The sequence below is a fragment of the Gemmatimonadaceae bacterium genome, from assembly GCA_019637355.1.
GTDB lineage: Bacteria > Gemmatimonadota > Gemmatimonadetes > Gemmatimonadales > Gemmatimonadaceae > Pseudogemmatithrix.
The window spans coordinates 94,656-118,445 of record JAHBVT010000001.1 but is presented as its reverse complement, the minus strand read 5'-3'; the positions used below and the strand labels follow the sequence as shown (position 1 = coordinate 118,445).

At 68.6% G+C, this 23,790-nt stretch carries 23 protein-coding genes; 14 read left to right on the top strand and 9 right to left on the bottom strand.

Annotated elements, in window-relative coordinates:
• Positions 1–31 precede the first annotated feature (31 nt).
• Complete coding sequence (locus KF689_00505; protein ID MBX3131848.1) at positions 32–580, top strand: isoprenylcysteine carboxylmethyltransferase family protein; 549 nt, start codon at positions 32–34, stop codon at positions 578–580.
• A 92-nt stretch (positions 581–672) separates the two neighbouring features.
• Here the strand turns inward: KF689_00505 and KF689_00500 are convergent, their stop codons facing one another.
• The gene (locus KF689_00500; GenBank protein ID MBX3131847.1) at positions 673–936 is read right to left on the bottom strand and encodes a ferredoxin family protein; all 264 of its coding nucleotides are present in this window, start codon (positions 934–936) and stop codon (positions 673–675) included.
• Between the two features lie 65 nt (positions 937–1,001).
• Here KF689_00500 and KF689_00495 point away from each other — a divergent pair, with 65 nt between their 5' ends.
• Both KF689_00495 and KF689_00490 read left to right on the top strand, forming a co-directional pair.
• Entirely contained in the window at positions 1,002–1,472 is a 471-nt protein-coding gene (locus tag KF689_00495) for a (2Fe-2S)-binding protein (GenBank protein ID MBX3131846.1), read from the top strand.
• The gene (locus KF689_00490) at positions 1,465–3,786 is read left to right on the top strand and encodes a xanthine dehydrogenase family protein molybdopterin-binding subunit (protein MBX3131845.1); all 2,322 of its coding nucleotides are present in this window, start codon (positions 1,465–1,467) and stop codon (positions 3,784–3,786) included. Before KF689_00495 ends, KF689_00490 begins: the two co-directional genes overlap by 8 nt.
• Before the next feature lie 18 nt (positions 3,787–3,804).
• On the opposite strand, the gene KF689_00485 is transcribed toward KF689_00490, so the two are convergent.
• Genes KF689_00485 through KF689_00475 form a run of 3 tightly spaced genes read right to left on the bottom strand, consistent with a single transcriptional unit; the run spans position 3,805 to position 5,583 of the window.
• Positions 3,805–4,116 (bottom strand): YhbY family RNA-binding protein, encoded by a 312-nt coding sequence (locus tag KF689_00485; GenBank protein ID MBX3131844.1) that lies wholly within the window; start codon positions 4,114–4,116, stop codon positions 3,805–3,807.
• The gene (locus tag KF689_00480) at positions 4,113–4,667 is read right to left on the bottom strand and encodes a M23 family metallopeptidase (protein MBX3131843.1); all 555 of its coding nucleotides are present in this window, start codon (positions 4,665–4,667) and stop codon (positions 4,113–4,115) included. The genes KF689_00485 and KF689_00480 overlap by 4 nt, the downstream gene beginning before the upstream one ends.
• 49 nt (positions 4,668–4,716) lie before the next feature.
• Positions 4,717–5,583 (bottom strand): hypothetical protein, encoded by an 867-nt coding sequence (locus KF689_00475; GenBank protein MBX3131842.1) that lies wholly within the window; start codon positions 5,581–5,583, stop codon positions 4,717–4,719.
• A gap of 162 nt (positions 5,584–5,745) precedes the next feature.
• Between KF689_00475 and KF689_00470 the strand changes: the two genes are divergently transcribed.
• From KF689_00470 to KF689_00455, 4 genes are all read left to right on the top strand, one after another.
• Positions 5,746–6,726 carry a ChaN family lipoprotein gene (locus KF689_00470; protein ID MBX3131841.1) on the top strand — a complete coding sequence of 327 codons (981 nt, stop codon included), beginning with the start codon at positions 5,746–5,748 and terminating at the stop codon, positions 6,724–6,726.
• A gap of 27 nt (positions 6,727–6,753) precedes the next feature.
• Positions 6,754–7,713, top strand: coding sequence for an FAD binding domain-containing protein (locus KF689_00465; GenBank protein MBX3131840.1), 960 nt, complete (start codon positions 6,754–6,756; stop codon positions 7,711–7,713).
• 132 nt (positions 7,714–7,845) lie between these two features.
• Entirely contained in the window at positions 7,846–9,012 is a 1,167-nt protein-coding gene (locus KF689_00460) for a hypothetical protein (GenBank protein ID MBX3131839.1), read from the top strand.
• A gap of 72 nt (positions 9,013–9,084) precedes the next feature.
• A complete protein-coding gene (locus KF689_00455) occupies positions 9,085–10,080 on the top strand; it encodes a hypothetical protein (protein MBX3131838.1) in 996 nt (331 codons plus the stop codon).
• Between the two features lie 166 nt (positions 10,081–10,246).
• On the opposite strand, the gene KF689_00450 is transcribed toward KF689_00455, so the two are convergent.
• Positions 10,247–10,801 carry a hypothetical protein gene (locus KF689_00450; GenBank protein MBX3131837.1) on the bottom strand — a complete coding sequence of 185 codons (555 nt, stop codon included), beginning with the start codon at positions 10,799–10,801 and terminating at the stop codon, positions 10,247–10,249.
• Positions 10,802–10,895: 94 nt separating this feature from the next.
• Here KF689_00450 and KF689_00445 point away from each other — a divergent pair, with 94 nt between their 5' ends.
• The 7 genes from KF689_00445 (at position 10,896) to KF689_00415 (ending at position 18,029) form a co-directional block, all read left to right on the top strand.
• A complete protein-coding gene (locus tag KF689_00445) occupies positions 10,896–12,074 on the top strand; it encodes a diguanylate cyclase (protein MBX3131836.1) in 1,179 nt (392 codons plus the stop codon).
• A 228-nt stretch (positions 12,075–12,302) separates the two neighbouring features.
• Positions 12,303–13,736: a Fe-S cluster assembly protein SufB gene (gene sufB, locus KF689_00440; protein MBX3131835.1), complete on the top strand. Its 1,434-nt coding sequence runs from the start codon at positions 12,303–12,305 to the stop codon at positions 13,734–13,736.
• A gap of 103 nt (positions 13,737–13,839) precedes the next feature.
• A complete protein-coding gene (gene sufC / locus KF689_00435; GenBank protein MBX3131834.1) occupies positions 13,840–14,592 on the top strand; it encodes a Fe-S cluster assembly ATPase SufC in 753 nt (250 codons plus the stop codon).
• Between the two features lie 2 nt (positions 14,593–14,594).
• Complete coding sequence (gene sufD / locus KF689_00430; protein MBX3131833.1) at positions 14,595–15,905, top strand: Fe-S cluster assembly protein SufD; 1,311 nt, start codon at positions 14,595–14,597, stop codon at positions 15,903–15,905.
• Between the two features lie 11 nt (positions 15,906–15,916).
• The gene (locus tag KF689_00425) at positions 15,917–16,399 is read left to right on the top strand and encodes an SUF system NifU family Fe-S cluster assembly protein (GenBank protein MBX3131832.1); all 483 of its coding nucleotides are present in this window, start codon (positions 15,917–15,919) and stop codon (positions 16,397–16,399) included.
• Complete coding sequence (locus KF689_00420; GenBank protein MBX3131831.1) at positions 16,396–16,794, top strand: Rieske 2Fe-2S domain-containing protein; 399 nt, start codon at positions 16,396–16,398, stop codon at positions 16,792–16,794. The genes KF689_00425 and KF689_00420 overlap by 4 nt, the downstream gene beginning before the upstream one ends.
• Complete coding sequence (locus KF689_00415) at positions 16,791–18,029, top strand: cysteine desulfurase (GenBank protein MBX3131830.1); 1,239 nt, start codon at positions 16,791–16,793, stop codon at positions 18,027–18,029. The genes KF689_00420 and KF689_00415 overlap by 4 nt, the downstream gene beginning before the upstream one ends.
• 43 nt (positions 18,030–18,072) lie before the next feature.
• Here the strand turns inward: KF689_00415 and KF689_00410 are convergent, their stop codons facing one another.
• From KF689_00410 to KF689_00395, 4 genes are all read right to left on the bottom strand, one after another.
• Positions 18,073–19,020, bottom strand: coding sequence for a homocysteine S-methyltransferase family protein (locus KF689_00410; GenBank protein ID MBX3131829.1), 948 nt, complete (start codon positions 19,018–19,020; stop codon positions 18,073–18,075).
• A 2,493-nt stretch (positions 19,021–21,513) separates the two neighbouring features.
• Positions 21,514–22,266, bottom strand: a complete 753-nt coding sequence (locus KF689_00405) for a sigma-70 family RNA polymerase sigma factor (protein MBX3131828.1) — start codon at positions 22,264–22,266, stop codon at positions 21,514–21,516.
• Positions 22,267–22,308: 42 nt separating this feature from the next.
• A complete protein-coding gene (locus tag KF689_00400) occupies positions 22,309–23,022 on the bottom strand; it encodes a TetR/AcrR family transcriptional regulator (GenBank protein MBX3131827.1) in 714 nt (237 codons plus the stop codon).
• The gene (locus KF689_00395; protein MBX3131826.1) at positions 23,019–23,708 is read right to left on the bottom strand and encodes a hypothetical protein; all 690 of its coding nucleotides are present in this window, start codon (positions 23,706–23,708) and stop codon (positions 23,019–23,021) included. The genes KF689_00400 and KF689_00395 overlap by 4 nt, the downstream gene beginning before the upstream one ends.
• Between the last annotated feature and the right edge of the window lie 82 nt (positions 23,709–23,790).

Here is a 23,790-nt window from a genome sequence, read left to right as displayed (position 1 = left end):
CGAGCAGACGCAGGCCGCCAAGATCGGTGCCGTGCTCTTCAAGAACCGCGGCTGGCTGCCGGTGCCCTTCCTGCTCGTCCCCGTCCTCGCGATGCAGGCGCTCACCACGCGCAACCTCATCGTCGGCGTGGTCGTGATGGTCATTGGCGAGTGGTGGCGGATGTGGGGCGTGGCCACCGCCGGCACCGTGACGCGTCGCCGCTCACGCAACGTGCAGAAACTCGTCTCGCACGGCCCCTTTGCGTGGAGCCGCAACCCGCTCTACAACGGCAACTTCCTGCTCTGGATGGGCATCATCACCATCAGCGGCGTGCACTGGTTCCTGCCCGTCGCGGCCGTAATCTTCGCCATCGAGTACTACTACATCGTGCGCTACGAGGAGGGAGTACTCGAGAGCATCTTCGGCCAGGTGTACCTCGACTACAAGGCGAAGACGCCGCGCTGGTTCCCGCGCCCGCCGCGCAAGGAAGACGCCGAGGGCGAGTTCTTCTGGGCCGAGGCGTGGAAGAGCGAGATCAGCACCTTCCTGCAGTTCGCGGCGATCATCGTCGTGTTCTGGGCGAAGGACAGGTGGATGTAAGTCGTTGACGGAGGACGGAGGACGAATGCTTGAAGGGTGCGCCGAGCTCAGCTCAGCGCACCCTTGTCGCATCCGTCCTCCGTCATACGTCCTTACCGCGTCGGCCGCCCCGGCTTCGGCTCCTTCTCGAACACTTCCTTGTTGATCTGGATATACTGCTTGAGGTTCGCCGGCACGTCCTCCTCCGGGAAGATCGCCGTCACCGGGCACTCCGGCTCGCAGGCGCCGCAGTCGATGCACTCGTCCGGATGGATGTACAGCATATCCGGACCCTCATAGATGCAATCCACCGGGCATACGTCCACACAGGACTTGTCCTTGGTGTTGATGCAGGCTTCGGTGATCACATACGGCATCGCGTGCTTCCTCGGTGGGTGTACGTCTGGTGCGAACCGGGGGAAGATAACAGTATCCTTCCCTTGTGCATATCTCCCTGAACGGTAGGCGGACGGAGTCCAATCCCGCCGGCGACGCCACCCTGCTCGACCTGCTGCGGGACGACCTGGCCCTGACCGGCACGAAGCGGGTCTGCGAGGCCGGGGCCTGCGGTGCCTGCACCGTGCTCGTGGACGGCGTCCCGGTCTACGCCTGCATCACCCTCGCTCAGGGCTGCGACGGGCGCGACGTCCGTACGATCGAGGGACTCGGCGGCCCTGGCGCCCCGCACCCGCTGCAACAGGCCTTCGTGTTGGAAGACGCCGCGCAGTGCGGCTTCTGCACCCCCGGCCAGCTGATGGCGGCCGCGGCCCTGTTGGCCGCCAATCCCGACCCCTCCGACGAACAGATCGTCGCCGCGATGAGCGGGAACCTCTGCCGCTGCGGCACGTACCCGAAGATCGTCCGCGCCGTGCGCCGCGCGGCGGCGATGTTGCGCGAGGCCGCCGATGGCTGAACCCAAGTCCCGCTTCGTCACGACCACCGTTGAGGTCGAGGGCCGCACCGAGCAGCGCGTCGTCGAGCTACCGGCCTTCGACCTCGAACCCTGGGGCGAAGACGCCACGCTGACCCACGTCGGCGCGCGAGCGCTGCGGGTGGATGCGGCGCTCAAGGCCACCGGACGCCCCGGCTACACCACCGACCTGCGGCGCCCGCAACAAGCCTACGTCGCCATCGTTCGCAGCGACGTGGCCCGCGGCCGCGTGCGGCATATCGATGCTGACGCGGCCCGCGCCCTGCCGGGCGTGCTCGATGTCCTCCTGCACGCCGACGCCCCGGCGCGCACGCGACTATTCAACCCCGAAATCACCTACCACGGCCAGCCGCTGGCCGCCGTCTGCGCGGAGACGCAGGCAATCGCCGATCGTGCCGCCGCGCTGGTCACTGTGGACATCGAACGCGCTCCGCACGCCGTCACCGTCGCGCAGGCCACCGCCGCCGGCGCCGCGCCGGTGCGGCCAGGCCTGCCCAACAACCTGCTCTTCAAGGAACCGCGCGAGCACAGCCGCGGTGACGTCGCTGCGGGATTCGCCGCCGCCGACGTCATCGTCGAACGCGAGGTCCGTACGCCCTGCGCGCTGCACACTGCGCTCGAACCCCACAGCGCCGTCTGCGAGTGGGATGGCGACCGGCTCACGGTGTGGGAGAGCACGCAGGGCATCTTCCGCGTGCGCGACAACGTCGCCAAGGCGCTCGGCATCCCGCACACCAACGTGCGCGTCATCTGCGAGGCGATGGGCGGCGGCTTTGGTGCCAAGAACTACGCTGGTGCCCACACCTACATCGCCGCGCTCTTCGCCAAGCGGCTCGGCCGCCCCGTGATGTGCGCCTTCGACCGCGCCGGCGAACAGGTGGACACGGGCAACCGCCCGTCCAGCGTGCAGCGCATCAAGATGGGCGCCACCCGCGACGGCCACCTCACGGCCATCGAGATGGTCGCCGAGGTGCCGCTTGGCATCGGCGGTTGGGAAGGCGGGCCCGGCGAGATCTACCACGAACTCTACGCCTGCCCCAACGTCCGCACGCACGAGACCTTCGCCTTCGTGAACACCGCCGCGATGGCGGCCTTCCGCGCGCCGGGCCACGCCGAGGGCGCCGTCGGACTCGAAGTCGGGATGAACGCGCTGGCCGAATCACTGACGATGGATCCCCTCGAGCTCCGACGCCGCAATCTCGCCACGCACGACCAGAAGAAGGACCGCCCATACACCGGCAACCGGCTGGCCGAGTGCTACGATGAAAGCGATCGCCGTTTCGGGTGGAGCGCGCTACTGCGCGAGCGCGGCCTCGAGCGCGGGAACGACGCGCGTCGCGTGAATGGCAAGCCGCATCTGCGCCGCGGCGTCGGCGTCAGCGCGCAAATCTGGTCCACCGGCGGTGGCCCCCCGAGCTACGCCACCGTACGCCTCAACTCCGACGGCTCGGCCGATGTGCTCGCGGGCTCGCAGGATCTCGGCACCGGCACGCGCACCATCCTCGCGCAGGTCGCGGCCGATGCGTTGGGCCACAAGCTGGAGCAGGTGCGCGCCGTCATCGGCGACACCGGCGCCACGCCTTATGCCGGCAACAGTTGGGGCTCGATGACCGTCGCGTCATTGGCGCCGGCCGTGCGGATGGCTGCCGAGGACGCGCGCAGCGCCCTCCTCGATGCCGCCGCCGGCCTGCTCGACGCACCCAAGTCCGCACTCGAGACCCGTGATGGCCGCGTCATCGTGCGCGGCAGCGACCGCGCGATGGACTTCGGTGCCATCACCGCCAAGCTCGGCAACGTGATGATTCAGGGCCACGGCTCACGCGGTCCGAATCCGCAGGACGCGGGCATCGTCACCACCGGCGTGCAGTTCGCCGAGGTCGAGGTCGACACCGTCACCGGTGTGGTGCGCGTGCTGCGTGTCGTCGCGGTGCACGACGCCGGGCGCATCGTGAACCCCACGCTCGCTGAGTCGCAGTTGGAAGGCGGCATCATCCAGGGACTCGGCTTCGCGCTCTTCGAGGAGCGCGTGCTCGATGCACGGATGGGCCTGCCGCTAAACGCCGGGCTCCACGACTACAAGATCCCGACGCTGGCCGACATCCCCGCCATTGATGGCGTGTTCCTCGACGGCGCGGACACCAAGGCCAATCACGTCGGCGTCCGCGGCATCGCCGAGCCGGCCATCGTGCCGACGGCGCCGGCGATTGCCGGTGCGGTCGCCGATGCGCTGGGTGTAGAGGTCAACGAGCTACCGATCACGCCGTGGCGCGTGCTCGCAGCGCTCCGCGGCGCGTAGCCGCGCGGCGAACTCCGGTTAGTTGCGCCACGGCGGCAACGCGCCGGCCTTTCGCTTCAGCTCGGGATTGTGCCGATACAGCGTCGTCGTTCGCCCGATCACCTGGATCACCTCAGCCTTCAGGCGCTTGGCGAGATCGTTGGCGGCAGACTTCGCCGACACTTCGACACTCTTGTTGAGCTGCACCTTCACCAGCTCGCGCGTGCGCAGCAGGTCGTCCAGCGCCGCCAGCACCGGCCCGGTGATTCCCTCGGCGCCGACGTGCAGCGTCGGCTTCAGTCGGTTGCACTCCGAGCGCAGCGTGGCGCGCTCCTTCGTCGTCATCGTCATCGCTTGTTGCCTCGTCGCACCAGGAACGGTACGGGGTTGATCGGATCGCCGGCCCACCACATCCGGGCGTTCGCGTAGCGCAGCAGTTGGTAGTGCAGGTGCGGCGCGTTGCGGTCGGCGTTGCCAGTGCTCCCGACCGTGCCGAGCTCCTGGCCCTTCCGCACCCGCTGGCCCTCGCGCAGTCCACGGGCGTAACGGTCCAGATGCGCATAGTAATGTACGAAGCGCTGGTCGTGATCCACGACATACACAGTGCGTCCGCCGAGTGCATTGGTCGAGATGCGGCGCACCACGCCGTCGTCCGCCGAGAGCACTGGCGTGCCCCGCCGCGCCATTATGTCGAGCGCGTGGTGACGCCGGCCGCCGCTGCGCATCGCGTTGTAGGTGTCCCGCAGTTGGTTGGGCGCCACCCCGTGCACCGGCACCATCAACTGCTTGCTGCGCAGGTACGCCACGTCCGCGGATAGCCGCGGTGCCGTCGTCGGCGCCGCACGTCCTCCGCAGGCTGCCAACAGGAGCGCCAAGAATACCAGGAAGTGTCGGCGAATCATTCAGTGTGCAAACGAGCCACACCGAGTCCAAGTCACTCCGCGACGGCGCTCAGCCGATCTCCCACACCCCCGCGTGCACGAACACGCGGTCTCGCGCACGGCCGGTGATCTCCAGGGCCAATCCGGTTTGCACGAGTCGTTCGAGCGCCGCCCCGGCGGCGGGCCGGGAGCAATCGAGCCGCACACTCAGATCCGGGACGGTCGTCGCGAGCGACGCGCGCAGCACCTCGAGCGCGCGCCGCGCGCCGATGGCGGCACGTCCGAGGGGCTCAAGGGTGGCCTCCTCTTCCTTGAGCGCTTCGAGCAGCAGCCGCAGCGACACCCGTAGATGCCGCGCCTCCGCACTCAGCGCACCGAGCGCGCCGCGCAGGAAGGGCCCCGGCTCCCCCCGGCGCCACTCGGCGATCGCCTCGCGCCTCGCGTCGCCCGTGAATCCGATGAACGGGAGGATGCGCACACGGTCCGTCATCCCCGTTGCGCAGAGAAGCAATGCCGGCAACACGGCCGCGGCGACGTTCGGCTCCTCGTCGCCGCAGGCCGCCGCCGCTTGCACGGCGCGCAGCAGCTGCGGCCGAGTCTGTCCGCCAGGTCGCAGCGCGTCCTCAAGCAGCTCGCGGTCGGCATCCGCTCCCAGAAGGTCGGCGAAGCGCGAGACCGTCAGCGGCAATCCCCCTCGCACTCGCCGCTCCTCGTCCTCGAGCCGGCGCTGCCACTGCTCCATCGCTGGGTCCACGATACCCGCGTGCGTCGGATCCACCCAGGCCGCGACCAGCGCAGCGCGCGCCGAGCGCATAGCTTCCGGCAGGGATGTCGTCAGTGCCGCGACCGCTCCCGCCTGGAGCAGCATCGGAAGCGCGCCGGGGGTCAGGCCTATGAGGGCCTCAGCGCGCGCGAGCTCCTCCGACGCCTCTTCCACCAGCCGTGCGTCCGATAAGCGGAGAAACTCAACTAAAGTCATTTTAAATAGTTAACATTTCTTTACTAGTACTGCTAGTTGCTGATGGGCCCGCATGCACGGACTCAGCTTGATACCTTCTCCAGCCGTAAAATAATTATGCGTAGTTATTTTTGCTTTACCTTGCGTGCGCCTGCTGCCGCACTGCTGCTCGCGCTCTCCGCAGCGGGCGCCCCTGCTGCCGCGCAGGCTCCGCTGCCCGCACCGGCTCCGCAGCCCCCACAGGCCCAGCCGCAGCCGCCGCGCCAGTACGAGCCGCATCGCCTCTACAACACCAAGACTCGGCGCTTCGGGGATCTCGAGACGCTCATCAAGCGCATCGCCAGCGAGGCGGACGTCGTGTACCTCGGCGAGTTCCATAACGACCCGGGCACGCACGTGCTGCAGGCCGCAATCCTCGAGGGCGTCCGCCGGCGCCGCAGCGATGCCATCGTCCTCTCGCTCGAGATGTTCGAGCGCGATGTGCAGCCGCAGCTCGACTCCTACCTGGCCGGCCGCATCAGCGAGGACGAGTTCCTCGGTGCCAGCCGCCCCTGGGGCAACTACCTCAACGATTACCGCCCGATGGTCGAGCAGGCCAAGGCCAACGGCTGGCCGGTCGTGGGGGGCAACATTCCGCGCCGCCTCGCGCAGGTCGTCTCACGCCGAGGCCTCGCCGCGCTTGATAGTGTCCCTGAAAGCGACCGTCCCTACTTCGCCACCGAGCACATCTGCCCGCGCGACGAGTACTGGGAGCGCTTCCGCGAGACGATGGGCGATATGTCGGGCCACGGAATGCAGCTCACCCCCGACCAGGTCGAGGCGATGGTCTGGCGGACCTACCAAGCCCAGTGCGTGAAGGACGAGGCGATGGCGGAGTCCATCGTCGCTGCGCGCGCGGCGCACAACACCTTGGTCATCCACGCGAACGGCGCGTTTCACTCGGACTTTGGGTTGGGCACGGCCGCGCGAGTCAAGCGCCGCGACCGCCGCGTTCGCCAACTGGTCGTGAGCTTCGTCCCCGTGCAGGACCTCGACGCCGCCAACGGCCGCGCGCACCGCAAACGGGCCGACTACATCGTCTTCACCCTCGCGCCCGCGCCGGCCGCTCCCGCCACCCCGTAGCGCGGCCGAGAGCGTAGCTTCCCACGCGTGAGTTTCTCCTACGAACACGCCACATCGCGCGAGGATGCGCTCGCGCGGCTCGCCGCGCCGGGCGTGGTACCGGTCGCGGGCGGCACCGACCTGGTCCCCTGCTATGAGGACGGGATCATCGCGCCGAGCGCGGTGGTCGACATCCGCCGCATCCCAGGGATGCGTGACATCACGCGGCAGCCCGACGGCTGCATCAGCATCGGCGCCGCCGTCACGATTGCTGAGCTGGCCACGCATCCTGAGATCCGTGCCCAGATTCCGATGCTCGCCGAAGCCTGCGCCAGTGCCGGCACACCGGCGCTGCGCAACGCGGGAAGCCTCGGCGGCAATCTCGCCCAGCGCCACCACTGCTGGTACTTCCGCCGGGGCGTCGGCTGCTTCAAGCGCGGCGGCTCGCAGTGCGCCGCGGTGGACGGCGAGCACCAGTATCACGGCATCATCGCCGACGGCACTTGCCGCGCCGTACATCCGTCGGATCCGGCCGTGGCATTGCTGGCCCTCGGCGCCACGGTGGAGATCGCGAGCTACGGCAGCGCCTCGCGCGAGTCGGGCATCGACACGCTCTTCGAGTCTGCGGCCAACGATCCCGCGAAGGAAGCACAACTCGCTACCGGCGAGCTCGTCGTCGCGGTGCTCATCCCCGCGGAGGCCGGGGGAGGCGCCCAGCACTGGGAGAAGGTGATGCAACGCGCTGCCTGGGATTTCGCGCTCGTGTCCTGCGCGGCCGCGCGGCGCGCCGACGGCACTGTGCGGATGGCGATGGGTGGCCTAGCGCTGGGTCCGTGGCGCGTGCCGCTCAGCGTCGAGGAGGACGTGGCCTCGGGCGGCCTCGACGAAGATTCCATCGATGCGCTGGTCGAGCGCGCGTTCTACGACGCGCAACCACTCGCCCACAACGGGTATAAGCGGGAGATGGCGCAGGGTGTGCTGAAGCGTGCCATCCAGTCGCTCGGCTAGGCTCAAACCCTTCGCCGGGGTGGCGCTGTCCTATCGGGGAGCCATCGGGACTCAGCGATTCGCAGAGGGAAATCGCCGAAACCGAGCCCCCGTGAGCTCGTAGAGGAAGCCAACCCGCACCGGACCGTCCCGATGTCCCGACTCCTTCGCCGTCTCGCCCTCGCCACGCTCGCCGTGGCCAGCCTCGCCCCCGAGCTTCTCGCCCAGCGCGGCGCGCCGGTAAGGCGTCCGATCTCCATCGGCCACCACCCGCGCGTGGATGGCATCCGGATCAACTACCGCGACAAGGAGCTCGAGCTCGTCCGCGGCGCCAACATCACTGTGTGGAGTCCCTACGATGGCTACCTCAGCGGCCGCGTGGTGGGAGCCGCCATCGGCCTTCCGATCACGATGGCCGGCGATATCCACGGCGTTGGGGTGGGTGTGTTCGGCGTTGGCGCCGAGGACGACTTCCGTGGCATCGGTCTCGGTGGCATCGGGTTGGGCGCTGGCGGCAGCCTCCGCGGCCTGATGCTCGGAGGCGTCGGGGTGGGCGCCGGGGGCAGCGTGCGCGGCGCGGCGGTCGGCGGCCTCGGCGTCGGCGCGGGCGGAGATGCCCGCGGCTTGATGGTCGGCGGCCTCGGCGCGGCAGCGGGAGGTTCCATCCGCGGCATTGCGGTGGCCGGACTTGGCGCGGGTGCGGGCGGCTCCGTCCGCGGCCTCACCGCCGCCGGGCTCGGCGCCGGCGCCGGGGGTGACATTCGCGGTATGACCGTCGCGGGACTCGGCGCCGGCGCGGGCGGCGAGATCCGGGGCATCACCGTCGGCGGACTCGGCGTTGGAGCCGGTGGGCGTCTGCGCGGCATTTCCGTGGCGGGGCTTGGCGTCGGAGCCGGCGGGAGCATCCGCGGCATCAGCGTCGGTGGCTTGGGCGTCGGCGCCGGTGATGACGTTACGGGCGTGACCGTCGGCGGACTCGGCGTTGGCTCGGGCGGCACGTTGCGCTGGGTCACGCTGGGCGGCCTTGGAGTCGGTGCGCCGCGGATCGAGGGCGTAGCGAGCGCGCTACTGGTGGGCGCCGAGCGGACACACGGTATGGTGGTCGCACCCGCGCTCTTCCGCACCGAGCGCGGCGGCCAGATGACCGGCGCCAGCATCTCCACCGTGAACGCCGTGCGCGGAATGCAGCAGGGCCTCACGATCGGCCTCGTGAACTACACCGAGCGTCTGCGCGGCGTGCAGGTGGGAGCCATCAACATCGTGGCCGATCGGCCCTGGCCGTGGAAAGTGCTCCCCGTGGTGAACGTCGGGCGGGAGTGACGGCCGGAGACCAACGGAACCGGGAGCTCGGGCGTAGCCTTGAATAGCCTGTCTTTCTCCAAGGAGCTCCCTATGCGTTCCCTGTTTTCGCTCGCCCTGCTGGGCGCCCTCGTCGCGCCCGACGTGGCCGCCCAGGTCGTCCCGGCGCAGGAGTGGCCCATCGAGTACGGCGGTCGCCCCCGTGACCCCTTCGTGGCCCCGGACGGGATGGTGTACTTCGCCGGACAGGCCGGGAACTACGTCGGCCGCCTCGATCCGCGTACCGGCGCCCAGCGGCGCTACGACCTGCCGGAGCGGACCAACCCGCACACCGTCGTCGTCGGGCCGGATCAGATGGTCTGGATCGCGGGCAACCGCAACGCCACGATCGGGCGGCTCAACCCCGCCACCGGTGACATCCGCTGGTATCCGATGACCGACTCCACCGTGCGCGACCCGCACACGATGGTCTTCGATCGCAACGGCAATCTCTGGTTCACGGCGCAGAACTCCGATGCCGTCGGGCACCTCAACGTGCAGAGCGGCGCCATCCGCTACGTGAAGACGGGCGAGCGCACGCGGCCGTACGGCATCGAGCTCAACTCGCGCGGCGAGGTGTGGGTCAACCTCTTCGGCACGAACAAGATCGCCCGCATCAACCCCACGACCTACGCGCTCACCTCGTATGACCTGCCGCACGAGCGCGCCCGCGGCCGTCGCATCGCCATCACGCCGGACGACGTGGTCTGGTACACGGACTACACGCGCGGGATGCTCGGCCGCGTGGATCCGACCAACGGCCGCGTCACCGAGATTCCGTTGCCGGGTGGCCCTGGCTCGCTGCCATACGGGATGGCCCGCGATGACAAGGGCCGCGTGTGGGTGACCGAGTCCGGCACCAAGGGCGCCATCCTGCAGGGCTACGATCCGGCCTCAGGCCGCTTCTTCGGCCGCACGCTGATCGGCCGAGAGGACAACAACACCATCCGGCATATGATGTTCGACCCGCGCACCGGCCTGCTGTGGTTCGGCACCGATCAGGGCAACATCGGGCGGGCGGAAGTGAGCCGCGCGCAGACGGCAATGTGAGAACGGAGAGAGGGGAGATGGGAGCAGGGTGAAGGCGGGGAGGTGAGAGACGGGAGAGGGCTGGGAGAAGCGAAACGGGCACTGCCATTCATCTCGCGTCTCTCAGCCGTCTCCCCTCTTCCATCTCCCTGCCGTCACCCACCTACCTCCTCCCTTCTCCCACTCCTCAGCTCCACCGCCAGCCAAAGATCCCAGCCGTCACCAGCGCGTACACGATCGCGTCACCGACGATCAAGCCATAGCTCTTCCACGGCCGGCCGAACCACACCGAGTCGGGGAGCTGGCCGAGCGCGTAGGCCATAAACGTCACCGTACCCGTCACGCGGAACACGCTCAGGTACTCGGCGCCCGCGGCGATGGTGTGCGCGGCGACGTACGCGACGAAGATCGCGACCACCACGTTGTACACGAAGCTCTGCACGAGCATCGGGCCCATCCCGCGCATCCCGTTGGGCATCACCGTGAGGAAGGCGACCGGGCCGCGCGCCAGCTTCGCCTGCCAGTCGGGGTTGTTCATCTGGCCCGGCGGGCAGTAGGGAATGGTATAGAGACCGGGAGCCGGTGCGCCGCCGCGCAACGCATCGGCGACCGCGTCTTCGTTGCTCAAACCTGCCCATTCGCGGGTGTGAAACGGCACGACGGTGTGGAAGATCGCCGAGAGGATGAACACAGCGGTCGCGGACAGCAGGATCGGGAGCCACAGGTCAGCGAGGAACTGCACGAAACCTCCGGGGGGAAGGTGTGGTGGCGTCCTGGACAGGGCGCTGTCCAGTTATAGTCTGGCTCTTCGGCCTGCCGCGCAATATCCTGTGGCGATGCTGCCCCCTCGAACCGTGCCGAATGATGCCCTCAGCCGAGCCATTCGTGTCTCGCAGGCCGTCAATCGGGTGCGGCAGCTGCCGACCGTGTTCATCGCGAGTCCGCTGCTGGCGGCCTTCCTGGCCATCGCGTACTGGGACGTCGCTGACCACACGTCGCTCATCGTGTTCACCGCCGTGATGACCGTTCTCTGGACGCCCGCTGCGCTGAGCTGGCGACGATTGCGCAAGCGGCCACGCCCGACGGACGTCTCGCCGCAGAACGAGATGCGCGCGCTCGTCTTCTCGACCGTTACCGGGGTGCTCTGGGCCGTGGCGGCCTGGGTGCTGTATCCCGTGGGGGGCGCGGAGGAGAAGGCGATGCTCGTGATGATGATGTCGGGACTCTGCGCCGGCTCGGTGGCGTTCTTCTCGTCGTCGCCGGCCGCCAGCATCGCATTCTTCACTCCGTTTATGAGCTCGCTGATGGTGCAGGTCGTGCGCTACGACAGTGGCGCCCAGCCCATCCTCCCGTCGGCCGTGGGCGTGTTCATCCTCTGCGCGCTGCTGTTCACGCGTACCAGCTGGCATCAGTTCGTCGAGAACGTGCAGGTACTCGTCGAGCGCGACGAGGCGCTCAGTGCCGCCAGCACCAACCGCGGCCAGCTCGAGGCCACGCTGGCCCAGATGCAGGACCTCGCGATGGTGGACCAGCTGACCGGACTCAAGAATCGACGGGCCTTCTTCGACGACGCCGAAACGGCGATTGCCGCAAGCCGTCGTCGCGACCAGCCCGTGTCCGTTGCCGTCCTTGACCTGGACCACTTCAAGGCCGTCAACGACACGCACGGCCACGCCGCTGGCGACGTCGTGCTGCGCGAGGCGGCCCAGCGCATCGCCGACAGCGTCCGCGAGGAGGTGCTCGTGGGACGCTACGGCGGCGAAGAGTTCGTGATGCTCCTTCCCTTCACCACGCCCGCCCAGGCCTTGGTGGCCCTCGAGCGCATCCGGAAGGCCGTCAGTCAGGATCCGATCGTCGTGCCGGACGGCGGGCCCATCGTGCAGCTCACGCTCAGCGCCGGCATCGCCTCGCTCGACGAAGGAATGCCGATTCCCGTGGCCATCGACCGCGCCGACAAGGCGATGTACCGGGCGAAGAACCTCGGGCGGGATCGTGTCGAGGTGTATGCTGGGTAGAGGGACGGAAGACGGAGGACGGAAGCGGCGTTTGCGGAAGGTAGCGGCGACGGGCGACTGGGTTCCTTGGGAACTTTGGTCGCCCGTCAACGCTTTGTAAGCCAACGGGTTAGGGCGTCTTGCTCGGTGCCGCGAGATGCGTTGTCGCTTCCGTCATCCGTCTTCCGTCCCTAAGCAAAACCGACTAACTTTATTGGCTATTCAGTCCCACCTTTGCACGCATAGCGAATGAGCTCCTCCATCGAGGCTCTGGTCAACAAAGAGTACGCCTACGGCTTCGTCACCGACGTCGAGTCGGATTCGATTCCGCCGGGCCTGACCGAAGACACCATCCGCGCCATCTCGGCCAAGAAGGACGAGCCGGAGTGGCTGCTCGAGTGGCGCCTGAAGGCCTTCCGCCGCTGGCAGGCAATGACCGAGCCGCGCTGGCCCAACGTGAAGTACGACCGCATCGACTACCAGGCCCACACGTACTACTCCGCGCCCAAGTCGGTGAAGCCCAAGCAGTCGCTCGACGAAGTCGACCCCGAACTGCTGAAGACCTACGAGAAGCTCGGCATCTCGCTCACTGAGCAGAAGCGCCTCCAGGGCATCGCCGTGGACGCGATCTTCGATTCCGTCTCCGTCGGCACGACGATGAAGACCGAGCTTGAGAAGGTCGGCGTGATCTTCTGCAGCTTCGGCGAGGCGGTGCACAACCATCCCGACCTGGTGCAGAAGTACCTCGGCTCGGTGGTGCCCTACTCGGACAACTTCTTCGCCGCACTCAACTCGGCGGTGTTCTCCGACGGCAGCTTCGTGTACGTGCCCAAGGGCGTGAAGTGCCCGCTGGAGCTCTCGACGTACTTCCGCATCAACGCCGCCAACACCGGCCAGTTCGAGCGCACGCTGATCGTCGCCGACGAAGGCGCGAGCGTGAGCTACCTCGAGGGCTGCACGGCGCCGAAGCGCGACGAGCACCAGCTGCACGCGGCGGTCGTCGAGATCGTCGCCCTCGACCGTGCGTCGGTGAAGTACTCCACCGTGCAGAACTGGTATGCCGGCGACGCCGACGGCAAGGGCGGCATCTACAACTTCGTCACCAAGCGCGGCAAGGCGTTCACCGACGCCAAGATCTCGTGGACGCAGGTCGAGACCGGGTCGGCGATCACCTGGAAGTATCCCAGCGTCATCCTGCAGGGCGACAACTCGGTGGGCGAGTTCTACTCCGTGGCCGTGGTGAACGGCGCACAGCAGGCCGACACCGGGACGAAGATGATCCACATCGGCAAGAACACGAAGTCGACGATCATCTCGAAGGGCATCAGCGCCGGCCGCGGGCAGAACTCCTACCGCGGCCAGGTGAAGGTGCTGCCGAAGGCCGAGGGCGCGCGCAACTACACGCAGTGCGACTCGATGCTCATCGGCAACAAGTGCGGCGCGCACACCTTCCCGTACATCGAGATCGCCAACAACACCGCGACGCTCGAGCACGAGGCCAGCACCAGCAAGATCGGCGAGGACCAGATCTTCTACTGCAAGGCGCGCGGCCTCAACGCCGAGCACGCCATCTCGCTCATCGTCGCCGGCTTCTGCAAGGAAGTCTTCAAGGAGCTGCCGATGGAGTTCGCGCTCGAGGCGCAGCAGCTGCTTGGAATCTCGCTCGAAGGGTCGGTTGGGTGATGTAGCCGGACGGATGACGGATGACGGATGCGAACAGCACCGTGGTCCGTCATCCGTCATCCGTCATCCGTCCACAACTCATCCGTCATCCGTCAATACAGCAATGCTTAAGATCACGAATCTCCACGCAAGCGCCGGCGACAAAGAGATCCTCAAGGGCATCTCCCTCGGAATCAAGCCCGGCGAAGTCCACGCCATTATGGGCCCCAACGGCTCCGGCAAGTCCACGCTCGCGCAGGTGATCGCCGGGCACCCCGGCTACGAAGTCACCAGCGGCAGCATCGAGTACCTCGGCGAGGACCTGCTCGAGCTCGAAGCCGAGGAGCGCGCACAGAAGGGCGTCTTCCTCGCCTTCCAGTATCCGGTCGAGATTCCGGGCGTGACCAACGCCTATTTCCTCCGCGCCGCCTATAACGAGCTGCGCAAGGCGCGCGGCGAGGACGAGGTCGATCCGATCGAGTTCCTCGACATTATGGAGGAGAAGCTCAAGGTCGTGGAGATGGATGGCGCGATGATGCAGCGCTCCGTCAACGCCGGCTTCTCCGGCGGCGAGAAGAAGCGCAACGAGATCCTCCAGATGGCGGTGCTCGAGCCCACGCTCGCGGTGCTCGACGAGACCGACTCCGGCCTCGACATCGACGCCCTGCGCATCGTGGCCGAGGGCGTCAACAAGCTCAAGAAGCCGACCAACGCCACCGTCGTGGTGACGCACTACCAGCGCCTGCTCAACTACATCGTCCCCGATCACGTGCACGTGCTCGCGGCGGGGCGCATCGTGAAGTCGGGCGGCAAGGAACTCGCGCTGGAGCTGGAGGCCAAGGGCTACGATTGGCTGCTCGAGCCGGCGGGAGTCTGAGCGTGACCACCCCGTACGTCGAGCAGTTCGAGTCCTTCAGCGCCAACGGCGGCAGCGAGGGTCCCTCCTGGCTGCCCGCCCTGCGCAAGAAGGCCTTCGAGCGCTTCACTGCCCTTGGCTTCCCGACCACGCGCGACGAAGACTGGCACTTCACGTCCGTCACGCCGATCGCCGAGAAGACCTTCAAGGCCATCAAGCCGGCGCCGACCGCGCTGACGCTCTCCGACCTCGAGCCCTATCTCGTGGACGCTGAGTGGCACCGCCTGGTCTTCGTGAACGGCCGGTTGGAGCCCGCCCTCTCGCAGTTCGCCGGCCTGCCGGCCGACGTGCAGCTCGCGCCGCTCTCCGAAGTCCTCAAGGAGGAGCCGGAGTGGGCCGAGAAGTACCTGGGCTCGCTGGCGGCCTTCGACAAAGCCGCCTTCACCGCGATGAACACGGCGTTTATGCAGGACGGCGTCGTGCTGCGCGTGCCGAAGGGCGAAGTGGTCGACGTACCGATCCACGTCCTGCACGTCACCGACGGCAACGCCGCCGGCGCCGCCATCCATCCGCGCCTGCTCGTCGTCGCCGAGCCGCTGGCCAACGTGATGCTCGTCGAGCAGTACGTCGGGCTCGGCAACGTGAGCTACCTCGTCAACGCGGTGGCCGAGATCGTCGTCGGCAACGGCGCCCGCGTGGACCACTACAAGGTCCAGCGTGAGAGCGGCGAGGCCTTCCACGTCGGCACCGCGCAGGTCACGCAGGGCCGCGACAGCATCTACCACAGCTTCTCGTTCGCCGTCGGCGCCGCGCTCTCGCGCACCAACATCTACACCAAGCTGCTGGACACCAACAGCGAGGCCCGGCTCAACGGGCTCTACCTGCTGGACGGCGCGCAGCACGGCGACCACCAGACCTTCGTCGAGCATATCGCCGAGTCCTGCGCCAGCCGCGAGCTGTACTGCGGCGTGCTCGACGGCCAGAGCCACGGCGTGTTCAACGGCAAGGTCTTCGTCGATCCGCAGGCGCAGAAGACGGACGGCAAGCAGACGAACAAGGCGCTGCTGCTCTCGCCACAGGCGCGGGTGGACACCAAGCCGCAGCTGGAGATCTTCGCCGACGACGTGAAGTGCACCCACGGCGCGACGGTCGGCCGCATCGACGAGATGGCGCTGTTCTACCTCAAGAGCCGCGGCATCGGCGGGGAGTCGGCGCGCGCACTGCTCACCTACGCCTTCGCCGCCGAGGCGCTGGAGACCATCGAGATCGACGCCCTGCGGCTCTCGTTGGAGCGCCGGGTCTTCGAGCGCTTCACGCACACGCAGCTGGTGTAAGGGCCACGGCAATGGCGGACGCCACGCTCGACGCCCTGTACCAGGAAGTGATCCTGGACCACAACCGCCGCCCGCGGAATTTCCATCCGATGGCGCAGGCCTCGTGCTCCGCGGACGGCAAGAACCCCAATTGCGGCGACCAGCTCACGATCTGGCTGAAGGTCGAAGATGAGACGGTCACCGACGTCTCGTTCCAAGGCCAGGGCTGCGCCATCTCCAAGGCCTCGGCGTCGATGATGACCGAGGCCGTGAAGGGCAAGACGCGGGCCGATGCCGTGCGCATCTACGAGAAGGTGCACAAGCTGCTCACCGGCGAAGATCCTGCTGCGGCCAAGGACAAGGAGCTCGGGTCGCTGCGTGCGCTTGGCGGCGTCAGCAAGTTCCCGATGCGCGTGAAGTGCGCATCGCTGAGCTGGCACGCGATGAAGGCGGCCCTCGACGGCACCGCGGTGGTGAGCACCGAGGGGCCGGAAGACGCGCGGAGCGCCTCGTGAGCGACGCGGCGCGGGCCGACGTGGGGCACGACGACGCGGCGGCGCCTGAGGGCGCCGTTTTGCTCGGCGGCATCCGCGCCGACGACGTCCAGCCCCTGCAGTTGTATCGCGCGACGATGCCCAACGGCACGGCGCTCTGCGTCGGCGTGCACGAGGGGCGGTTCTTCGCGGTGAAGGATCACTGCACGCACGCTGAGTTCCCGCTCAGCGAGGGTACGCTGTATGCCGACGGCCAGCTCGAATGCTGCTGGCACGGCGCGCGCTTTGCCTGTACGAGCGGGAAGGTGCTGCGCGGTCCGGCAGAGGACGATCTCGTGCCCTTCGATGTGTACGCCGTGAATGGCGCTCTCTATGTGCGGCGTGCCGTGGCGCCGCGATCCGGAGGTGGACGATGAGGGCTTCGACTCCCGTGAGCTTGGCCAAGCGGGCGGACTTCCCGCTGCTGGCGGCCCAGCCGGCGCTGGTGTACCTCGACTCCGCCGCGACGTCGCAGAAGCCGGCCGTCGTGCTCGATGCCATTCGTCGCTACTACGAGACCGAGAACGCCAACCCGCACCGCGGCGCGTATGCGCTGAGCGCGGCGGCCACCGAGGCTTACCACCAAGCGCGTGCGCGCGTGGCGCGCTTCATCGGCGTCGCCGACGCCGATACCCTGATCTTCGTGCGCGGGACGACCGAGGGGCTCAACCTCGTCGCGTCCTCCTGGGGCCGTGCCAACGTGACGACCGGCGACAACGTCGTCGTCACGCGGATGGAGCACCACGCCAACTTCGTGCCCTGGCAGCAGCTCTGCCTGGCCACCGGCGCGGAGTTCCGGATCGTCGAGCTCGACGCCGCGGGCGGCGTGGACCTCGCGATGATGGCGCGCCTCGTCGATGCCAAGACCAAGGTCGTGGCCTTCGGGCAGGTGTCCAATGCGCTCGGGACGATCAATCCCGTGGATGCGTTCGTGAGGATCGCCCGCGCGCAGGCGCCGCAGGCGCTCATCGTCTGCGACGGGGCGCAAGGTGTCCCGCACCTGCGCGTGGACGTGGATGCGCTGGGCGTGGACGCCTACGCCTTCAGCGGACACAAGATTGGCGGCCCGATGGGTTCCGGCGCGGTGGTCGTGCGCCGCACGATCCTCGAGCGGATGCCGCCGTACCACTTCGGCGGCGATATGATCGAGTGGGTCAATGACCGCGACTCGACCTGGAACGTGCTGCCTCATCGCTTTGAGGCCGGCACGCCGAATGTCGAAGCGGCCGTCGGGCTCGCGGCCGCCTGCGACTACCTCGACGGACTCGGGATGGACGCCGTGCGCGAGCACGAGCTGCTGCTCACGACGGCCGCGATGCGGGCGCTGTCGGAGATCGACGGCCTGACGCTGTTCGGCACGCCGACGGCCGACGGGCGCTCCGGCGTGGTGAGCTTCGCGCTGGCGGACGTGCATCCGCACGACGTGGCGACGATGCTCGATGCGGCGGGTGTCTGCGTGCGGGGGGGGCATCACTGCGCCCAGCCGCTGATGCGCGCGCTGGGCGCGGCGGCGACGACGCGGGCGAGCTTCTGGGTGTACAACACGCTCGAGGACGTCGACGCGCTGGTACGCGCCGTCCGACAGGCGCAGACGCGGTTTGCGGCGCCTTAGCCCACAGTAGCGCCGCGGTCATCGGGCGCGCGTTGCGAACCGCTCAGCGCAGCGCGTGCAAACGCTCCGCCACCGACTCGATGTGCCGGTGGTCCGTCCCGCAACAGCCCCCGAGGATCGTCAGCCACGGGAGCTCGCCGCGCAGGGCCGCATAGGCGTCGCCGAACTCGGCCGGATCGCCGGCGTCGAGGGCCGTCGCCGCATTCAGCTCCGCGTGGCTGAGGCGCGAGGCGTTCGCGCGCAGCCCGCGCACGCGCTGCCACACCGGATTGCCATCGCAGAGCACGTGGGCGAAGTGCGTCGGGTGCGCGCAGTTCACCATATAGTACCGGGCGTAGCGCTCGGTCGCGGCGTCGGTCTCTTCGATTGCCTCCGACAGTGACTGACCGGTGGGCAGGCGTCCGTCGGTCTCGACGGTGAACGCGATGGCCACCGGCATTCCCACCGCACGAGCCGCGCGCACGATGCCGATCGCCTCGGCGGTGTAGTTGAGCGTCACCGCACTGACGAGGTCGGCGACGGTGCTCGCGAAGGTGGCGATCTGCGGGCGATGATAGCGCTCGGCCGCCTCGGCGGTCATCACGGCGCTCGGCACATAGCCGTCGCCGCGCGGTCCGACGTTGCCGCTGATGATGATCGGCGTCTCGGGCGTAGCCCACTCCGCACGGATCTCCTCCAGCAGGGCGATGGCGGCGCGATTGGCTTCCACGAGCCGCGCGGCACCGTACCCGAGCTTGCGTCCCCACTCGATGCTGGCGCGCCACGTGGCGCTCTCCAGCACGATGCCCACCTTGTGGCGCCTTGCGATCTCCACGTAGCGCAGGAAGTAGCGGCGTAGGGCCTCACGGCCTTCGCCGGTCTCGAGCAGCGTGAAGGCGGCGAACTCTGGCAACTCGAGCCCCTCGTGATAGATGAGGGTCGTCTCGATGCCGCCGTCGGTGAGGAACGGCTGTGGCGTGAGCTGCGGCAGGGAACTGCGGTATCGGCGCATCGGGCACTCCGGAGCAGGGTCCACCCGGGAATGCGCGAGGCACCGGCCGAATGCGACAGGGCTACGGCGGCAAGGTCCCTAGGTCGCGCCACGCGGCCCCGTGCAGCCACGGGCGTCCACGGACCCCGACACGATCGGCCTCGCGGAGCCAGTCGTCGCGGCGCTGCGCATCGCCGCGTAGGGCGGCCAGTCGCGCCTCCGCCACGTAACGGCTGCCGATGTCGTTCGGCTCGGGTTGCGGAACGTGCGCCAGGGCTCCCACGCTGCCGCTGCGCTCCGCCGCCAGCGCCAGCGCTTCGCGGTTCCGCAGCCGTGCATCGACCTGCACGAGCCGCCCGTACGCGCGACGCTCAGCGGCGAAGTCGCCGAGGACGTGTGCGGCACTCGCGAGCCAGAAAAGGTGGTCCGGTTGCGTAGGCCGCAGCCGGAGGCGGCCCTCCAGCCACTCACGCGCGCGCGTGGCGTATGGCGCGGCGTGCAGCGAATCACCGTGTGCGGCCAGCTCCTCGCCAGCCACCACCAGCATTCCGCCGTACGACCAGTACACGTCGGGCTCCAGCGCCTCGGCCTCGGCCAACAGCGCGTCCAGCGCCCCGAAGTCGCGCAGTGCGGCGAGTGCGCGTGCCTCGAGCACCCAGGCCACGCGCAGGGTCGGGTGCCGTGCACGCATTTCGCGGGCGGCGCGGCGTTCGGCAGCGTGGTTGCGAGTGAGATGGCGCGCGTGCGCGAGGTTGGTCCAGTACGAGGGCCAGCCGATCATCGCCCCGCGGTCCGGGCTCATCGCCTCGAGGCGCACGAGGGCGGAGTCGTTCCAGCCAAGCCAGAGGGCGATGACGGCTGCGTCGTAGGCCGCGCGTGAATCCGGAGCGAGGGCGGCGGCGCGCGCGGCGGAGGCATAGGCGGCGCGCCCGTCGCCCTCGAGCATCGCCCGGAGCTGCTGCCGCAGGTGTTCGTGATAATCCGTGAGCTCGGACCGGCGCGCATCGAGCACGCCGAGCAACGTGTCGAGCACGGCGTACTGCGACGTGTTCCACGCCGCCTGGGAGGCGTAGAGCAGCGGCGCGATGAATCCGTCGTCGAGCGCGAAGGCCTCGCGGAAACCAGCGAGCGCCGGACGGTACTGTTGGGCGAGGAACTGCGTCATCGCGCGGTCGAAGGCGCGGTACGACTCGAAGGTCGGCGGGCGCTCGTGTCGCGCGGCCGTCGCCGCGAAGCGCGCGTCGCGGGTGATGGCCAGCGCACCCATCACGCGGTCGCGCACGATGCGGATTGCCTGCGCCGCTGAGTCGTGCGGAACGCGTACGGGCTCGAGACTGGCGAGCAGGCGTCCGCTGCGCACCGCGCGGATCTCGGCGTGCAGCGTCGTGCCGTCGGGCGTCGTGTAGAAGGTCCCGGTGACGATAGTTCCGACCACGCTGCGCCGCAGCAGCGCGACCTCGGGCTCGGTGCTGCCGGCCACCGCCTGCAACACCTCCGTCCACGGCACGACCTGCACCACGCCCGTTTCGTGCAGGCCTTGGGTAATCCAGGCGCCAGCGAGGCGGCCGCGCACGCCGTCGGCCGCGGCATCGCCGTCTTCGCGGAACGGCAGCACCGCGATCGGCGTTTGCAGCGTGTCGGCCGGCACCGCATCACGGGTGATGACCGCGCGCCACGCGATCGCGATGACCGCGGCGGCGGCCGCACCGTAGAGCAGAAAGGGCCAACGACGGCGCTTGATGACGATCGGGCGTTCGGCGGCGACCGATGCCACCGCGCCTTGGCTCGCCAGCGCATCGAGGGCGGCGACCAGCGTACCGGCGCTGCGCGGACGCCGCGCCGGATCGGGGCTTAGGCAACGGAAGATCAGCGCACTCAGCGCCTCGGGCACGTCGCTGCGCGTCGCCGCCGCGAGGTCGCCGCGGCGCGAGCCGAAGAGCATCTCGTTGGCGACGATGCCGAAGGCGAAGAGGTCGGCGCGGTGGTCTACGGCGCGTCCGGCGGCCTGCTCGGGTGCCATATAGCGCGGCGTGCCGACGGCGTTGCCCTCGAGCGTCAGGCGTCCGGCGTCGTCTTCGTCGCGCGTGTACTGCGCAATGCCGAAGTCCAGCAGGAAGGCGTGCTCGCCGCTGCAGAGGATGTTCTCGGGCTTCAGGTCACGGTGCACGACGCCGTGTTCGTGCGCGTGGAGCAACGCATCGGCAATGTCGCGCATCAACTTGATGGCGTCCGGCACCGGGAGCGCCCCGAGCCGGTCGATGCGCTCGCGCAGCGTCTCGCCCGGCAGGTGCGGCATCACGAAGTACAGCAGGCCGCCGGCGTCGCCGGAATCGAGCAGCGGCACGATGTGCGGATGTGCGAGTCGCGCCGCGATGCGCACCTCGCTCTCGAAGCGCGCCTGCCCGCCGCTGATGCCGATGTCGGGTCGCAGCACCTTGAGGATCACATCACGCCCGTGCTTGAGCTCGTGGGCGCGGTACACCGCGCCCATCCCGCCCTGCGCGATCTCGTCGATCAGCCGATACCGCCCGGCAAGGGCGGCGCCGAGGCGCTCCGTGATCGGCGCGTGCGCCGCCGGCAGCGGATGCGGCGGCGCGTCCAGCGGGCCGGTGACGTCCCCGGCCTCGAACATCCGCAGTAGCTCTTCGCGCATCCCCGTGTCGTCCGGGCACTGCGCCGCCACCCAGGCCTCGCGCTCCGCACGCGGGCCTTGGCCCAATCCCGCTGCACCGTGCGCGGCGTCACGTCGAGCAACGCGGCGATGTCGCGCTCCGCCAACCCGCCGAAGAACCGAAGCTCCACCACCTTCGCGAGGCGTGGCTCCAGCGCCGCCAGCCGCTGCAACGCATCGTCGAGCGCCAGCAGCGTCTCGGCGTCACTGCCCCGCTCCGCCTCGGCGTGGATGTCGCCGAGCGTGACGAAAACCTCGCCGTGCCCGCGCTTGGCCGCCTGGCGGCGACGCGCCTGGTCCACCAGCACCTGCCGCATCGCTCTCGCGGCGACGCCGATGAAGTGCGCGCGGTCCTGTGCGTCGGGCGCGCGTTCGCCCGCCAGCTTGAAGTACGCCTCGTGCACCAGCGCCGTCGCCTGCAGCGTGTGCCCGACCTGCTCCCGCTGGAGCAGCTGTTCGGCGACGCGCCGCAGCTCGCCGTAGACCAACTGGAAGAGCTGGTCGAACACGAGGGCGCGGTCGCCGGAGGCGTGGCGGAGCGCGGTGAGGAGACGGGTGACCTCACCGCGCTCGGAGGGGGAGGCCGGGGGGTGCATACCCCCGAATATACGAGGGGCCCTGCGGTGTGGTGTCCGCGCCTAGCGCGCGATGGCCCTGAACACGAGGTCGGTCAGGAACTTCGTCGTCTGCCGATGCGACTCATCCGGCGTCAGGTCGGTCAGGAAGGGCAGGTGCTCGGCGAAGTACTTCTGCATATGGCCGCTCTCCAGCACCGTCGACACCAGGGCCATCGGATGCGGATAGTCCGGATTGATGTCGCGGATCATCTCCGCCACCGTGCTCACAAAGCGTTGGTAGGCGCGATAGAAGCCTTCGCGCCCCTCGTCCTTGGCCTCGGCGTGCATATAAGCCTTGGCCGACTCCGCCACCACCACGCGGTACAGCGCCGCTTCGTCGATGCGCGGCGTGGACTCGTCCTTGACGATCGGCCGCGTGAGCTCACGCAGCGCGAGGCGCAGGCGCTCTTCCGGCGAGGCGATGTTCTCGGTGGCGAGCCGGAGCCGGTACACGACCCAGTTCCAGTACCAGGCCGTCAGGTACAGCAGGAAGCGGTGCTTGCTCCCGAAGTACCGGTATACCGACGCCTCGGTGGTGCCGACGCGCAGCGCCAGCTTGCGGAACGTGAACTCCTCGATGCCGATCTCGTCGAGCATCAGGATCCCGTGCTCGACGATGCGCTCGCCCAGGTCGGAGCTGGTCGGGTCCTTGAGGTACAGCCGCGCGTCGACCTCGAGCTTGATGCGCGGTGCCGGCGGCGCGGGGGACGCCGCCGGACGTTGGGCCGTGCTCACGCCGCCGCTGCCGCTGCTGCGGAGGCCGGATCGGCGATGTCAAGATTCCCGAGCAGCATCTGGTTGTCGTAGAAGTTCACGGCGCCGCTGTCGACGTCGTACATCGCGCCCACCAACGCAAGTTCGCCCGCATCGATCATCTGGGCAAGCACCGGGCTGCGCTCGATGATCTGCTGCTTCACCAGCATCACGTTGATCGACGCCACCTTCTCCACGAACTCCGAGTTCTTGGAGCTGCGTTCACCCGTCACCGTGGTCTCGAGCTTCACCGCGTCCTGGATCTTGTGCAGCAGGTGGCTGAGGTTGCCGAGCTCCACGCCATCGCAGGCCCCCTTCACCGCGCCACACTTGGTGTGGCCGAGCACGACGATGGCCTTGGCGCCGGCAACCTTGCAGGCGAATTCCATCGAGCCGAGGATGTCCGCATTCAGCACGTTGCCCGCGATGCGGGCGCTGAAGATATCGCCCAGCCCTTGGTCAAAGATCAGCTCCGCACCTGTGCGCGAATCGATGCAGCTGAGCACGATGGCCATCGGATGCTGCCCATCGCTGGTCTCGTTCACCTGCTGCAGCAGGTTCCGGTTGGCCTTCAGGTTGCCCTGAAAGCGCTCGTTCCCCTTGCGGAGGACGTCGATGACCTCGGTGGGCGACAGGGCGTCGCGGGCTTCCTTCGTGAGCGTACGCATAGATCGAGGGACTGGAGTGGTTGGGTTGGGGCAAGGCGCCCAAGGTGATAATAGTAATACTTCTATATATACAGTCAACTAC